14 protein-coding genes are annotated in these 14,206 nt (G+C 40.0%); 8 read left to right on the top strand and 6 right to left on the bottom strand.

Annotated elements, in window-relative coordinates; all coding sequences use genetic code 11:
* Positions 1-36: 36 nt before the first annotated feature.
* The gene (locus JWG41_RS08720; protein ID WP_205269541.1) at positions 37-1,644 is read right to left on the bottom strand and encodes a GMC family oxidoreductase N-terminal domain-containing protein; all 1,608 of its coding nucleotides are present in this window, start codon (positions 1,642-1,644) and stop codon (positions 37-39) included.
* 12 nt (positions 1,645-1,656) lie between these two features.
* Positions 1,657-2,163 carry a hypothetical protein gene (locus JWG41_RS08715; RefSeq protein WP_205269540.1) on the bottom strand — a complete coding sequence of 169 codons (507 nt, stop codon included), beginning with the start codon at positions 2,161-2,163 and terminating at the stop codon, positions 1,657-1,659.
* Between JWG41_RS08715 and JWG41_RS08710 the strand changes: the two genes are divergently transcribed.
* The 4 genes from JWG41_RS08710 to JWG41_RS08695 are packed head-to-tail and all read left to right on the top strand — an operon-like array spanning position 2,105 to position 6,867.
* Positions 2,105-3,529 (top strand): peptidoglycan recognition protein family protein, encoded by a 1,425-nt coding sequence (locus JWG41_RS08710; RefSeq protein ID WP_205269539.1) that lies wholly within the window; start codon positions 2,105-2,107, stop codon positions 3,527-3,529. The two genes, JWG41_RS08715 and JWG41_RS08710, sit on opposite strands and share 59 nt — an antisense overlap.
* A gap of 15 nt (positions 3,530-3,544) precedes the next feature.
* A complete protein-coding gene (pepN, locus tag JWG41_RS08705; RefSeq protein WP_205269538.1) occupies positions 3,545-6,187 on the top strand; it encodes an aminopeptidase N in 2,643 nt (880 codons plus the stop codon).
* A gap of 9 nt (positions 6,188-6,196) precedes the next feature.
* Positions 6,197-6,520, top strand: coding sequence for a TRL-like family protein (locus JWG41_RS08700; protein WP_205269537.1), 324 nt, complete (start codon positions 6,197-6,199; stop codon positions 6,518-6,520).
* Positions 6,517-6,867 carry a TRL domain-containing protein gene (locus JWG41_RS08695; protein WP_205269536.1) on the top strand — a complete coding sequence of 117 codons (351 nt, stop codon included), beginning with the start codon at positions 6,517-6,519 and terminating at the stop codon, positions 6,865-6,867. The genes JWG41_RS08700 and JWG41_RS08695 overlap by 4 nt, the downstream gene beginning before the upstream one ends.
* Here the strand turns inward: JWG41_RS08695 and JWG41_RS08690 are convergent.
* Positions 6,864-7,820 (bottom strand): glycerophosphodiester phosphodiesterase, encoded by a 957-nt coding sequence (locus tag JWG41_RS08690; protein ID WP_205269577.1) that lies wholly within the window; start codon positions 7,818-7,820, stop codon positions 6,864-6,866. The two genes, JWG41_RS08695 and JWG41_RS08690, sit on opposite strands and share 4 nt — an antisense overlap.
* Positions 7,821-8,204: 384 nt before the next feature.
* Here JWG41_RS08690 and JWG41_RS08685 point away from each other — a divergent pair, with 384 nt between their 5' ends.
* The gene (locus tag JWG41_RS08685; RefSeq protein WP_205269535.1) at positions 8,205-8,693 is read left to right on the top strand and encodes a helix-turn-helix domain-containing protein; all 489 of its coding nucleotides are present in this window, start codon (positions 8,205-8,207) and stop codon (positions 8,691-8,693) included.
* Positions 8,694-8,759: 66 nt separating this feature from the next.
* Here the strand turns inward: JWG41_RS08685 and fliG are convergent, their stop codons facing one another.
* Positions 8,760-9,773 carry a flagellar motor switch protein FliG gene (gene fliG, locus JWG41_RS08680; protein ID WP_015681495.1) on the bottom strand — a complete coding sequence of 338 codons (1,014 nt, stop codon included), beginning with the start codon at positions 9,771-9,773 and terminating at the stop codon, positions 8,760-8,762.
* A gap of 196 nt (positions 9,774-9,969) precedes the next feature.
* Between fliG and JWG41_RS08675 the strand changes: the two genes are divergently transcribed.
* A complete protein-coding gene (locus JWG41_RS08675) occupies positions 9,970-10,545 on the top strand; it encodes a TetR/AcrR family transcriptional regulator (protein ID WP_205269534.1) in 576 nt (191 codons plus the stop codon).
* A gap of 27 nt (positions 10,546-10,572) precedes the next feature.
* Entirely contained in the window at positions 10,573-11,544 is a 972-nt protein-coding gene (locus tag JWG41_RS08670) for an MBL fold metallo-hydrolase (protein ID WP_205269533.1), read from the top strand.
* Positions 11,545-11,604: 60 nt separating this feature from the next.
* Here JWG41_RS08670 and JWG41_RS08665 read toward each other — a convergent pair whose 3' ends face one another.
* On the bottom strand, positions 11,605-12,210 hold the full coding sequence (locus tag JWG41_RS08665) for a hypothetical protein (protein WP_205269532.1): 606 nt from the start codon (positions 12,208-12,210) through the stop codon (positions 11,605-11,607).
* On the opposite strand from JWG41_RS08665, the gene JWG41_RS08660 reads away from it, so the two are divergent.
* Positions 12,209-13,264: a hypothetical protein gene (locus JWG41_RS08660; RefSeq protein WP_205269531.1), complete on the top strand. Its 1,056-nt coding sequence runs from the start codon at positions 12,209-12,211 to the stop codon at positions 13,262-13,264. The genes JWG41_RS08665 and JWG41_RS08660 overlap by 2 nt on opposite strands.
* Here JWG41_RS08660 and JWG41_RS08655 read toward each other — a convergent pair.
* The gene (locus JWG41_RS08655) at positions 13,229-14,194 is read right to left on the bottom strand and encodes a M23 family metallopeptidase (RefSeq protein ID WP_205269530.1); all 966 of its coding nucleotides are present in this window, start codon (positions 14,192-14,194) and stop codon (positions 13,229-13,231) included. The two genes, JWG41_RS08660 and JWG41_RS08655, sit on opposite strands and share 36 nt — an antisense overlap.
* Positions 14,195-14,206: the final 12 nt, after the last annotated feature.

Below are 14,206 nucleotides of genomic sequence, written 5' to 3'. Positions count from 1 at the left end.
GAACCCATGGGAATGAAAGGGATTTTTGGAAAAAAGTTAGATCTTCGTTCTTTCTTCTTTTTGCGAAGCCAAATTTCTAGAGGCTCTGAGAACGATACTCATAGTCGTTATTTGTGGGTTCACCGAAAGTCCTGTGGGATATACTGAGGCATCCATGACAAATATGTTTTTATGGCCATAAATTTCCAAATTTAAATCAACAGCACCCTTTTCTGGATCGTTGGCTGACTGAATGGATCCATGTGGATGCGCAGAACCGACGGTTAGGTCGCCCGGTTTTGTACTTTCTTTCAAAATCCAATCAAAGTTATCGTTTCCAGTCACTTTGTAAGGTTCTGTAAACCTTGTGAAAGGAAAGATAAGCTCTTTCGCACCAGCAGCCACGGTCACTTCCGCAAGGGCTTTCAATCCTCGGAGCATGTTCAGACCGTCTGTTGGTGTTAGTTCAAAATAAACCTTTCGTCTACCCAAACTATACTTCACACTCGCATTGGCTTCTCCATCGGCACCATCTCGTACAAGAACGATCCCGGCATTGTATTTGGTGAAGTCTTTCATGACATCAAACTGTTGTTTGCCGTAAAAAGGAACCAGGGAAGAGGCAAGTGTCGGTCTGTAGGGCGCCGCTTCTAACCAATAACCATAACCGGTTCCATTTTGATTGTGACCATCTTTGATTACGATGGATTGTGGTGGGCCTTGGAACATTTTGATTTCTGAATCGAACTTACCAAAGATAGTCGATGTAGGATGGACTTTTAAATTCCTACCTACCCATCCGTTCCCAATCCCACTCCTTTGTAAAAGAGCAGGACCTTCAATGGCACCAGCACTCACAATCACAACCGGGGCTTGGATTTCCATAATTTCGATCACTTCGGAAGGAGCTTTTTCATAAGCGTCTGGTGTGAATTCAGCGATGACCGTTTTGATTTTTCCTTCTTTGATCTTTGCCGCTCGCATATTCGATACAACTATCGCGCCAGCTTCAATGGCATCGGGAATCCAAGTTAAAAACGTAGATTGTTTTGCATTGATGGGACAACCGAGGCCGCACCGACCAAGACCAATACAACCATGATTGTTGTTACGAAGGACTTGTGGACTTAAGCCCAGCTTTTTTCCACCCACACGAAGGACATTGTTGTTGGCATTGATTAAATTGTCTGGCACTTCATGAACACCAAGTCTTTCATGAACTTCTGTCACAAAAGAATCCATTTCTTCTCTTGAGTAACCTTGCCATCCAAATCTTTCGCTCCATTCGGTAGTCACATAGTCTGGCGGATACAGTGAGGTTTGCCAATTGACAGTTGTAGAACCACCAATACTCCTCCCTTGTAGGATCGAAAGGGTTTGTTCTTCCGTAACAATAAACCCTGCATCCCGATAGAGTCTGGCTTGCGAGAGAAATTCATCGGAGCTAAATTGTGCCGGTGTGAAGTAACTTCCCTCTTCAATGAGGACCACCTTCCAACCGTTACGTGCAAGTTCACTGGCAGCAACGGCACCACCAGCACCGGAACCGATAATGACAACGTCGGCACTCAGTTCCCATTTTCCATCTTGGATATTATTTTCTTTGATTACGTTTGAATGTTTTTTTGGAGTGATAATTTTTTCGTTAAAAACAGGAATTCCCATAGATAGTCCGCCTTATTGGATATAACCGACAAATTTTTGGTACTCTTTGTCGGAACTTAAAAGGAAAAATGAAATTTGCCTAAGAATGGCATAAACACCACGTTTGATTCCGAGAGAAGAATGTTTCCATTCTTGCAATCGTTTGATCCTCTCCTCCATGGGAAGTTTTACAATGGGAGTGAAAGAAAAATCAAGAGCTATAGCCGCTAAAATAGATGAAGGAACACTAGCTAACAGTTGTATAACGCTTTCTGTTTCAATGGGATAGGGATGTCCGTACACATACTGATCCAAAGCCAATCCTAAATCAAAATTCGGAATGGGGTTGTCTTGGAGGAAGACTTCTTGCAAGCTACGAAAACTGTGATATTGTTCTGGTGAAATTCCCCTGAGGGTCGGAGTGTTCAAACCAGGACCACAATTCACTCCATGAATCGAAACTGCGGTTAGGGCAAAACATTTGAGAGAAAATTTTAAGAAACGATTTCGCGACAGAGTAAAGGGTGTATACGGCTCCAAGTCTCTTTTCCTTGCTAAGATTTTGAACCCATTGTGTCAGAATCTTGTAAAATTATCACTCATTTTCCTTATTTTCACTGGATGTATTGGTATTTTTCGAAAAGCTCCCAACTATCCATCCATTCGCATCGAAGGCTTGGTGTCTTATAGCGAACTAGAGTCGGTAAAGAATGTAAAATGGAACTTACTTTCTAAAACGCGTGATCCGAAATCCATCTCTGCCATCATCCTACACAATTCAGGGAAACGAAAGTTCGCTGACTTCTTTAAACTTTCAGCGGAGAACCAATTCCTCTTTCACGTTTATGTGGATTCGGAAGGAACCATTTTTGGAGATCCCAACTTTTTAAATCATGAATGGACGGCCGCACCAGGAATTGATTTAGAATCCATCCATATTGTTTACGAAGGCACACAAGAAACTCTCTATAACAATCGCAAACAACGTAACGTCCTAAACCAAGTCATTTCTTATTTAACAGAAGAGTTGGACATTCCCAAATCCAATTACGATGTCATCTCCAAACGAGGAGTATTCACCCACAATCAAACCAAACGAAGATTTGGTGGATTTGTAGATTTTTCTCCTTGCGGAAGTGAACTCGCACTCAAACAAATCCTTTCTGAAATCGATGGAAAAATTTTTGAAGAAGATGATTGGAGGGATCGTTTTGTCACCGGATGGGTCTTAAAAAAAGAAAACAAAGACATTTTAAAAGAAACCTTCAAACCTACGAACGGAAGAGGGATCACCAAAGCAGATAAGGTTATTTTTTCTCGAATCGAAAAAGATGAAAAAGGATTCCCTCCCGAAGAATATAGAGTCAAATATTTATTTCGCGGAAAAATCAAACCGAGTTGTGTGGTTTTACACTACACTGCCATTTCTGAATATTTCAAATCCCTTCGCACTCTCGAAGCAAGAAATCTAACCGCATCCATCATGATAGACAGTAATGGAAAGGCCTACCAACTGGTGGATGTTTTGGAAGACAGAGCGGCGGCGGCCACTGGCACAAACGACAACTGCATCCAAATCGAAATTGTGGCCAAAGACACCGAAGAACTTTTAAAACAACCCGAACAAATCCAAACAGTGAAAGATCTGGTGACAGAACTCACATCCAAATACAAGATCCCTCTTTCCAACGAAAAAGTGGAAGATTTAACGGGTGTCTTTAGTCATACCCAGGCCAAGAAAAAATGGGGTGGTTCCATTTTCTTAAACGCAAAAGACTTTGATCCAGGCGAAGAGTATATGGAAATGATCCTAAATTCGATTGGTGGCAAATACTATAGCGAATCAGAATGGAAAAATCGAAAGTCTATCGACTGGGCCATTTTATATCGTAACTTTCAACCATAACGAGACGGAGCCTCTATGAAACAAATTTTACAAATTCTCTCCTTACTATTTATTGTTTTGGTTTTGGATTGCCGTCTCAAAAAACCAGTCTATCACCTAACGCAAGTCGAAGCAGAAAGCCGATTTGAAATTTTAGAAGACATTCATTATGAATTGGATGTCCATTTAACTCCGAAAGATTCCTTCGAAGGAAAAGTCAAAATCCGTTTTGCTGGAAAAAAACTAAGGGATCTACGACTAGATTATTATGAAGGAAAAATCAAATCCATCATTCTCAACGAAGTTGATTTAACAGGCCTTCCTTACGAAAACGGTCACATCCAACTTCCCGCCAACAATCTAATGATTGGCAATAATACTCTCACTGTTTTGTTTGAAACCCCTTACGCCAAAACAGGAAATGGGCTTCACAAGTTCACAGATCCAGATGATAAAGAAGTGTATCTTTATTCCCAATTTGAAGCCTTCCATGCGAACAAAATGTTCCCTTGTTTTGACCAACCTGATCTAAAAGCTACCTTCCAACTGAACACAACGGTTCCTAAAAATTGGAAGGTGATTTCGACAACTCTTCCCAATGGCCAATCTAAAGGAACAAACCCAGACGAAATTTCTTATTCATTCCCAGAATCTGCAAAAATCGCTACTTATGTTTTTTCTTTGCACGCCGGCCCTTACCAAGTATGGGAAGATCAATTTGAATCCATTCCTTTACGGCTCTTTGTTAGAAAATCACTTAGCAAATACGTAGAACCCAAAGACTGGTTTACTTTTACCAAAGAAGGATTTGCTTTTTTTAATTCTTATTTTGGAATTCCTTATCCATTCTTTAAGTATGATCAAATCATAGTACCTGAGTTTAATTTTGGTGCCATGGAAAATGTTGGGGCCGTTACTTTTTCTGAACGTTTTGTAACTCGCTCTCCAATGACAAGATCCCAAAGAGAAAATCTTTCTGATGTAGTTTTACATGAAATGGCCCATATGTGGTTTGGAAATTTAGTCACCATGCGATGGTGGAATGGTTTATGGCTTAACGAAAGTTTTGCGACCTATATGGCAAGTTTGGCCCAAGCAAAGAACTCCGAATTCAAAGAAACTTGGATTAGTTTTTTTGAAAAAATGAAACAATGGGCTTACGACGAAGATAGTTTTATCACAAACCATCCCGTAGAAGCAAAGGTTTCCGACACAGAAGAAGCCTTCACCCAATTTGATGGAATCACTTATGGAAAAGGGGCTTCTGTTCTCAAACAATTGGTGTTTTTTATCGGAGAGGATGCCTTCCAAAGAGGGGTTCAAAATTACCTTCGTAAGTATTCCTATTCGAATTCTACACTCGCTGACTTTTTAAAGGAACTGGAATTTGCCAGTGGGTTTCCTATGAAAAAATGGTCCAAAGATTGGTTAGAAACCAAAGGTACGAACCAAGTGGAGCTAACCACCGTTTGTGCTGACAACCAGTTCTATTGGAAAATTGTCCAATCGGCTCCTGGATTGGAAAACAAACTCAGAGACCATAAAACCGTATTAGGTCTTTATTTTTTTGATAAACAAAACAAACAACTCTCCTTTGAAGAATTCCCTGTTGTTTATTCCGGTCGTTCGACCCATGCCATCTTTCCTGTAAAATCTTGCCCCGATTATAGTTTCTTCAACGCGGAAGATCATGACTTTTCCATTTGGAAGTGGACAGAACCAAACAAAGAAAATTTGGAATATGTTTTAGAATATGATACAGACCCGATGCGAAAACTCATTTTGTGGACTGATTATTTTAGACAAGTGCAACTCGCCAATATCACCTTTGATGAATTCAAAGACACAGCAATTCGTTTGTATCCCACAGAAACCGATACAAAAAACAAACGTTGGATTTTATCTCGATTGGCCGGTGACAACGGTTCTACATATGTAACCAGTCGCTTTTGGTTTCCCGAAGAAAAACGGATTCGCGACTTCGATGCCTTACAAAGTTTTTTATGGGAAGAGTTAAATCAATCAAAACCGGGAAGTGATGAACAGCGCTACCTCTTTGTATCGCTCATCGACTCTACCTATACGGCAAACAGTAAAAAACGTTTGTACGGGTTTTTGGAAAACAAACTCATCGTTAATGGATTAAAAATCGACCAAGACTTACGATGGAGCCTCATTGTAAAACTCAGCTCTCTCGAAACAGATAGAACGCAAATCCAATCCATCATTGATCGCGAGAAAAAAGTAGATCCATCCAGTCGTGGCGTGAACTCTAGTTTGGCGGCCGAAGGCGCGGAACCGAACCCTTCCGTAAAAGAAAAATGGATTCAAATTCTTTTGAACCCGAAATCTAGCAAATTCTCCTCTTCGACATTACGAGTGGTTTCCTACTCTTTATTTCCCGAACACCAAAAAGACATCCAACTGCGTTTTTTAAATACGTATTTTGATGCCCTGGACCGGTTCAATCGAGGGGAAGATGAAAACTATTTGGATGCTTTTTCCAAAAGTTTGGCACCAGATTTTTGTACGGATGAAACACTCCTCATTCTAAAGAAGTTTACTGGAAACCACCCAAGACTTCCGGCTCCGATTAAAAAAACTCTTTTGAAACAAATTGATTCTGAAAAAAAATGCATTCAAATGAAAAACAAACATAAAGAACTCATCAACAACTAAGGAAATTTTTTGAATCGAGTTTTTAGTTTTTCTATCTTACTAGTTTTGATTTCTAGTTTGTTTTTTGGTAACTGTGCCTCCCCGGGTTTTGGACCTAGGGGGTTATTCTATACAAAAACTAAAATTGGTATTTTTGGAACAGGGGAATCCTCCAAACGAAGGGCTACATCTTGCGTACACTCTGTACTTGGTCTATTTTCTTTTGGCGATGCCTCTTTGGAATTTCTAAAATCCAGATCCAAAATTCAAAATGTAACCGAAACCAATTGGACTACTTTTGCCGTTCTCGGCCTTTATGCGAACCTTTGTGTCGAGATCTCAGGAAACGAATGAAAACAAAACGAATTCTTTTGCATTCATGGACTCTCACTGTTTTGGTTTTACTGAGTATTTTTGCGACCAGTTGTGTGAACTTGGGACAACCGCAAGGGTTGGGGCCGACGGGACTTTTGTACGCCTCCTATTCCTTAGGTTTGTCCGAACGAAACCTACCAAAAACGTCTTTAAAGAAAGGAAAGGCCTGTGTGAAACGTTATGGATTTTTTTTCACCACAGGCAATGCAAGCATTGGTTCTGCTGCTAGTGCCGGCGGGATTGTAGATATCTATCGAATTGAAAAAGAGGCTACAAATTACCTCTCTCTCTATTCCTCCCTTTGTACCCTTGTTTGGGGACTTTAAGGTTTTTTACGTACCACTGAATCTAGTAGGTCCGGATAGTCCGAAATAATTCCATCCACACCACAAGAAACGAGCCGTTTCATTTCTTTTTCTGTATTCACAGTCCAAGGAATCACAAACAGACCTTTGTTATGCGCTTCGTTCACAAACTTTGGTGTGACATACAAAAAGTAAGGAGATATGATATCAGCTTGTTTCTCTTTCGCAACCGACAAAATCGTATCTCTGTATCCATTTCCGAATCCAATCGTCATTAAGAAACCTTGGAAGTACGTCGGAACAAACAAAGCACTCGTTTTGATTTTTGAATTTTTTGCTTTTGCATAATTTAAGGTGCGAAGGTCAAATGATTGGATGGTAGACCTTTCGGTTACTTTATACTTTTCAATGATTTGGATTAGTTTTTCCGTATGTTCTTTTACCAAACTATCGGGAGCCGATCCATCATCAGGAAATTTTGTTTCAATATTGAATTCATAAATCTCTTTTGATTTTTTTTCCGCAAGCGCTGCTTTTTCAAAGAATTCTTCTAAAGAGAGAAGTTTGGTTCCAGGAACAGGAATTTGTTTGGGAAAGTTTGAATTCTTTTTGGTTCCACAATCATAAGATTGTAATTCCGCAAGTGTCAGATCATAGAGAGATGTTTTTTTAATCTCTGAGCCATCGGCATTTTGACAAATAACTGGGTTTGTATCCGAGTCATGGTGTATCACCACTCGTTTGTCTTTAGTCAGAACGGTATCCAATTCCAAAGTGACCATTTTATGTTTGATAGCTTCTTCAAAAGCAGGCCAAGTATTTTCCGGTTTGAGTCCCCTTGCCCCGCGATGCCCTTGGAGATCTATTTCCTTACGCAAACGGTTTGGTGTTTCTACCGAGGCACAATTCGTGAAATAGAATGTTATAATACAAACAAAAAGTAAACTAGTTCTAAAAGAGGGAGTTTTGTACATCAATGGTTTCCTTTTAACGGCTTCCATCCTAACCCTTTCCTATGATTATAAAGAAATTTTTCTGATCCTAATTGAAAAAGAATTACTCTCCTTCTCCCTAGATTTAGAAAAATACGAAAACCGGCGGCTTATCCTGCGCAAAACACGTAAAATTGGCGAAATCGAACTATGGAGATAAGAAAAGGCTGGAAAAAACGGGCACGCCACATAGGCTAACCTCGGTGGCGTGCTCCAGAAAGGAAATTTAGCGTGATTCAAGTCTAACGCTTCTTTTCTACAGCAAGTCAACACTATCCATGCGAATCTTATTCCTCTAGAACGTTCCGAACGTTTTAGGACCCATTTCAGACCGTTAATAACGGAATTTTTGTATTTTTTTAAAACATGGAAAAAGTAAACCACTTCAGAAACTACCGCGAGAAACGAAAACTCACTCGAGTTGAACTATCAGAAAAATTGAATATTCCTCGTTCTGCTGTAGAACTCTTGGAATCTGATGATTGGATCCGATCCAAGTTCGATTATGTCGTTTTGGTCGCAAAGGAATTGGGATTATCGCTGATCGATCTCATACGGCATGAATTCGATTATGATTTAGAAAAAGAATTTTTCAACGAAGAAGAATTTGAAGAGATTGTAGCTCGTTATGCAAACGCTAGGGTTACTTTGATTCTATCTGAACTCAAACTGTTTTGCAGAAATGCCAAAGTACGTTTGGATGATTTTGATATTACTGAATTTTCATTTTCTATGGGTAACCTTCACAAACTCATCACTCTCAATCAAAGGTTAGAACGTGGTGAAATTACGAAGAAAGATGCACTGGTTGAATTTCCACCTAAGTGGGGAAAGTTCAGCAACCGAATCAAATAGAACAATTAAAGATTCAAATTTAGAAAATACTGGTACTCGTTCTGTAAAGAAAACGAAACTTGTAGATTAAACCACAAGTTCGTCTTCTCCCGCACGAGCCACAACGATCTCGCCCGCTTCTTCCAGTTTACGGATGATGTTTACAATTTTTTGCTGCGCATCTTCCACGTCTTTCAAACGAACCGGACCCATAAAATCCATATCTTCTCGGAGTAGGTTTGCAGCACGTTTGGACATGTTCTTAAAGATTTTATCTTGTACTTCGGAATCCACAGACTTAAGCGCTTTCGCCAAATCAGTGTTATCTACTTCGCGCATTACCTTTTGAATCGCGCGGTCATCCAGTAAGACGATATCTTCGAATACGAACATCCGTTTTTTGATCTCTTCGGCAAGTTCCGGATCTTCTTCTTCCAGGGCTTCGATGATGGTTTTCTCTGTTCCCCTATCTACTAGGTTCAAAATTTCTACCACAGAATCAATACCCCCAGCAGAGGTATAATCTTCCGAAGCCAGGGTGGAAAGTTTCCGTTCGAGAACTCGCTCCACCTCGCGTAGTACGTCCGGTGATACCCGGTCCATGGTCGCAATCCGTTTGGCCACTTCCGCTTGGATTTGGTGTGGCAAGTTAGATAAGATATTGGATGCTTTTTGCGGATCCAAATAAGATAAAATGAGTGCGATAGTTTGCGGATGTTCCCCCTGGATAAAGTTGAGGAGGTGGGCCGGATCTGTTCTACGAATAAAGTCAAACGGCCTGACTTGTAAGGACGAAGTCAAACGGTTGATGATATCGATGGCTTTCTGGTTACCGAGAGCTTTTTCGAGAAGTCCCCGTGCAAAGTCGATACCACCATTGGTGATAAATTCCTGCGCCATCATGAGTTCATTGAACTCGACTAGGACTTTCTCTTTGTCTTCTGGAGTGATCTTATCTAAACGAGCAATTTCAAACGTGATCTGTTCGATCTCGTCTTCTCGGAGGTGTTTGAAAATTTCGGATGCTACATCGTTTCCAACAGCAACCAAAAAGATGGCGGCCTTTTGTCTTCCTGTGAGCGATGGCTTCTTATTGATCATACTTCGTCCCGAAATCCGTACTAATTAGTTTATCGGCCGGGCATGGAAAAAACAATGAGATTTATTCTTTGGGAAATTTTGCCTCCCCACAAATCAAAACCAGCCAATCATGGACCTCTGGTTTTAAGATTCAGAAATCCTACTTGAGATCATTTTTTATGTTGACCGGTCTATTATTTTTCTAAAGGAATGGCATATGGGCAAAAAAGGCGGAACGACCAAACAAAGGATGATAGAGGTTATGGCCGGACTTCTGGAAGAAGATGGGTATGGAGCCACAGGACTGAGTGAGCTCGGAAAAGTGACAGACACACCCAAAGGTTCCCTCTACTTTCATTTTCCTGGTGGGAAGGACGAACTCACAAGCCTGGCCCTCCTTCATTCGGGGAACCAATTGAATTTGTTCTTTCAATCGGTATTAGCAGAAACGGAATCTCCAACACAGGCCATCAAACAAGTGTTTCATGCTTTGGAAGAACGAATTGTTTCGAGTGAATACAAAAAAGGATGCCCGATCGCCACGACGGCTATGGAAACTTCTAACTCAATTCCATTGGTTTCTTCTGCTTGTAGCGAAGTCTATTCGCTTTGGTTAAAAACTTTTGAAACTTATCTTGTGGGTAAGGGTTACACAGCTCGCGCCGCAAAAAATCTTTCTCTTTCCTTACTTTCTTTATGGGAAGGTGCTTTGTTACTTTCCAAACTCCAAAAGTCACCAGAACCACTTCGCGTGGCTGCGAAAACTGCCGAGTCACTCTTCAAACAAGACTAATTTTTTTTTAAAGGATACTTATTAAATATGAAACTCTCATCAAAAACTCTGATTAGAACCAACCTAATCCTTCTTCCGATTCTCCTTTTCCTTTTGTATTTTCTTGGTTACCCCAAGGAAAATATTCCCTCTAAAAACCTAGGGCAAAATGAAGCCAATGTCTCCATCCCCGAGCCAAATGAAAAATCACCTCTCGTATTTTCGATTCTGAAAACGGGAGAAGCAAAAACTTTAGAGGCTTTTGTGATTGAAGGTGGATCGGTTCTGAAAGCCGTCACCGTGGCACACTCAAGTTTTTACATCCAACATCCCAAAGGAAATTTTTTATTTGATACCGGACTCGGAACTAAAGTCAAAGAACAGTTTCAAGAGTTTCCTTTGTATTTAAAATTACTGATGGAATACCAATTGGTCCAAACGGCAAAAGAACAATTAGAATCGAGCGGTGTGAAAACAAATTCCATCCAAGATGTTTTTTTCTCTCATTTGCACTGGGACCATGCGAGTGGATTACAAGACTTTCCTTCAGCAAAAATCCATTCTTTACCAGAAGAATTGAACCATCCCAAACTTGAGGCGGGTTATATTTCCTCTCAGTTTGATGGGGATTCTGTGAATTGGAAACATTTAGTATTTCAAAATAAACCTTATGCGTCTTATGCGAAGAGTTTGGATTGGTATGGAGACGGAACCGCTGTTTTTGTTCCTATGAAAGGACATAGTGAGGGTTCTGTAGGATTGTTTTTACATACCGAAAATGGACAAACCTACTTTCTTACAGGAGATATTGTTTGGAGAAGGGAAGGGTTTTTGGAGAAAAAACACAAACCTAGAGGTGCCCGTTGGATTGTGGATTTTGACATCGCAACTCTCGGTGAAGAAATCTCCCGAGTCCACAACCTCTTCCAAAAAAATCCAGATCTACAAATCATCCCGGCCCATGATCACGATGTACAATCACCCCTTGGTTTTTATCCCCAAGTGATTGGAAAAAAATAAATAGGATTTTTCGATTCCTGATCTATTTTTTAGATTGAGATTTTACAAGTGCGCGCTTGCTTACTCGGATGGTTTGACTGTCGATTGGTTCTTTTGCGAAAGGAGAGATTTGATTCCTTTTAGCGAAAGTTCCAATCGTTCCATTTCTTGGTACAAACTGTCCCGATTCTCTTGGATTTCTTCATGATACAAATGTGCCTTTCCTACCAATTGGTGGTAGTCGAGAGAGAGTTGGTGGAGGGCAGAGTCCCAAACTTTTGGTTGGATCCGTCTTTTGTTCCAATAAATCTTTTTTCCGAAACGATATAGAATTTGAAACAATCCAATCGCATGTAAGGGAACCAAAATATAGAACGAAACAAAGATAACTCTGGAATAAGAGACTTCTTTTCCAAACAATCCCCAAAAATAGATCCAAAGGGCAGCAAGTAACAAAACCGCAATTGTGAGATTGGCCTTAGGAGTTTTCGGAGAAACTGAATTGAAAACGGAAAGGAGGATGACAGAAAAGATGAGTAAGAGGAGAACTTCCCAAGGGACTAAAGTAAAAAACAAATCCCAAAACTTTTGAAAATTCTCCCAACTGGTTTTGATCTGGTTGATGGTAGTTTGGATTTCTACAATTTGGTTTTGGATTTTTTGAAAGAAGTCTGTGATCGCCGACATGAAGCAAATACTAACTAAAATCCAAAATCATGCAAGTGGTTTCTTTACTCAATACTTAGCACCCAAAACGACAAGAAACCTCCTCACCTTATATGCGCTGATAGCAATTCCCTTTTTCATTTATCATGAGTCCCACCTACCTTGGCATTACATCTCTGCCCTTTGTTTCGTTTCTCTCTGCGTTGGGTTGTGTATTACTTATGCCAGCTTGTATGTGATCAACCGCTACTGGGCAGAAACCTTCCACCCCCTCATTGAGTTAGGTGTTGCTGTGATTTTTATCTTTGCTCTCTGGTTGACAGAGATTTTGGTTTTTGAGGCCGGAACTGTTTTTTTGTTTTTATTTATCGCCATCACCTTTCTCATCCGTGTTTTGCACCTGGAGGCCTATGCTCGACTTTTGCTGGCGGCTTGCCTCATTGCTAGTAACGCCCTCATATCTTTTAAAGCATTACAAGGTGCGGAAGTTTTATCCGCCTATCTCCTTTTCAAAAACAAATACCAAATTGAAGAAAAGGATCTGAACGGTTGGACCGTAACTGAAAATAACCAATATTGGAATGACGAACTCCAATTTGGATTTACCCTTCCCGAAGGATTTTATTTTTTCAAACCGGAAAACTTAACGATGGAAAACAAAACGGGAGCAGGTCAAATTGCGGGGTTACTTGCTTTCAGTGATCATGATGCGGAACGATATCCCTTTGTTCGGATTTTTTACTTTCCTGATTATTTAGGTTTCCAAGAAAACCAAGCCATCTCTGAATTTTCAGAATTTCTAAAAATACAAGTCAGTAAAGGCGATATAGAAGACATCCAAGAAATCCAACAAAAAGAATTGGAACCCTTTATTGTGACATCCAAGTTTTGGACATTTTATGATCTACTAAGACCGCGTTATGCGAAGACAGGATTTATCCTTGTGGAAACATCCAACCACGATAAACTTTTGTTACATATCACGGAAAATTTAGAAAAAGGGGAAATTCACGAACAAGGCATTCGTGAATTTTTAGCATCAATTCGATTCGGAAATCGATTGCAGAGCAATTAAAGAAAGCGGATCCACAAGGATGTCATTTACCTTAGCTCCTAAATGGAGGTGAGGCCCAGTCGACATTCCCGTAGAACCAACAGTTCCAATTTCCTGTCCTTGTTTCACAAGATCACCAACCTTGACTTTGATTTCATTTTGGTGCATGTAAAAAGAAAAAATCTTATTCCCGTGATCCACGATTGTAAAATTTCCTTCGTAGTAAGTTTTACGAGCAAGAACCACTACCCCATCTTGGATTACATAGACGGGAGTTCCTGATTTACCACGAAAGTCAACTCCACCATGAGGTCGGCCTTGTTTGTTATTATAGTCTCGCCTAACATAGAATTTACTAGTTATAAATATTTTTTCTAAAGGATTTTTAAAATTACTCAAAAATTGTAACTGGCTTTGTTTTGAAAAAGCGGCTTCTTTGGCCGCTTTACACTCTTGGATAAAATCTAAGGTTTCTTTCGGAAGTTCTTTGGTAACAAACTTCTCATCCACTTTGATCTGTTGGTTTTTTTTGATCACTTGGAATTTGGTTGGTTCAAGAATGATTTGGTATTGTTTTTGGCCCCGTTTGACAAAAAAGATTTTGGAAACGATTTCCAATGTCATAGCACCAGCAGGTGTATCAGGAGAGATCGGTAAAAAGGCAACCATACTCTTTTCCCTTTTGGTAAGGATTACATCTTTCCCTAACCAACTAATCTTAAACGATTCGTTGATCCATTTTTTATCTTTAGGAGTTAAACGAAGGAAGATCACTTCTCCCCTTCCAAATCGTCTGGCTTCCATCAGAAGAGAAAAATTCTTTTCTTCTTTTTTGACAAAGTAATTCAAGGGAGTGGTACGAACTGATTTCTTTTTGACCTCACGAGATTCCGCAGGAACCGCACGTACAAAAGATAAAATTAAAATTAATGAGGATAATAACCGTATCATCTCTTTAAATTT

Origin of the sequence: Leptospira chreensis (assembly GCF_016919165.1) — a bacterium.
GTDB lineage: Bacteria > Spirochaetota > Leptospiria > Leptospirales > Leptospiraceae > Leptospira_A > Leptospira_A chreensis.
The sequence above is the reverse complement of the archived record's forward strand: the minus strand, read 5'-3'. Positions and strand labels throughout refer to the sequence as shown.

What these genes read in the sequence shown, in the direction of transcription:
- JWG41_RS08720 (WP_205269541.1), bottom strand. Translation starts at nt 1,644, where the DNA reads ATGGGAATTCCTGTTTTTAACGAAAAAATTATCACTCCAAAAAAACAT.
- pepN (WP_205269538.1), top strand. Translation starts at nt 3,545, where the DNA reads ATGAAACAAATTTTACAAATTCTCTCCTTACTATTTATTGTTTTGGTT.
- JWG41_RS08695 (WP_205269536.1), top strand. Translation starts at nt 6,517, where the DNA reads ATGAAAACAAAACGAATTCTTTTGCATTCATGGACTCTCACTGTTTTG.
- JWG41_RS08690 (WP_205269577.1), bottom strand. Translation starts at nt 7,820, where the DNA reads ATGTACAAAACTCCCTCTTTTAGAACTAGTTTACTTTTTGTTTGTATT.
- JWG41_RS08685 (WP_205269535.1), top strand. Translation starts at nt 8,205, where the DNA reads ATGGAAAAAGTAAACCACTTCAGAAACTACCGCGAGAAACGAAAACTC.
- fliG (WP_015681495.1), bottom strand. Translation starts at nt 9,773, where the DNA reads ATGATCAATAAGAAGCCATCGCTCACAGGAAGACAAAAGGCCGCCATC.
- JWG41_RS08675 (WP_205269534.1), top strand. Translation starts at nt 9,970, where the DNA reads ATGGGCAAAAAAGGCGGAACGACCAAACAAAGGATGATAGAGGTTATG.
- JWG41_RS08670 (WP_205269533.1), top strand. Translation starts at nt 10,573, where the DNA reads ATGAAACTCTCATCAAAAACTCTGATTAGAACCAACCTAATCCTTCTT.
- JWG41_RS08660 (WP_205269531.1), top strand. Translation starts at nt 12,209, where the DNA reads ATGAAGCAAATACTAACTAAAATCCAAAATCATGCAAGTGGTTTCTTT.
- JWG41_RS08665 (WP_205269532.1), bottom strand. Translation starts at nt 12,210, where the DNA reads ATGTCGGCGATCACAGACTTCTTTCAAAAAATCCAAAACCAAATTGTA.
- JWG41_RS08655 (WP_205269530.1), bottom strand. Translation starts at nt 14,194, where the DNA reads ATGATACGGTTATTATCCTCATTAATTTTAATTTTATCTTTTGTACGT.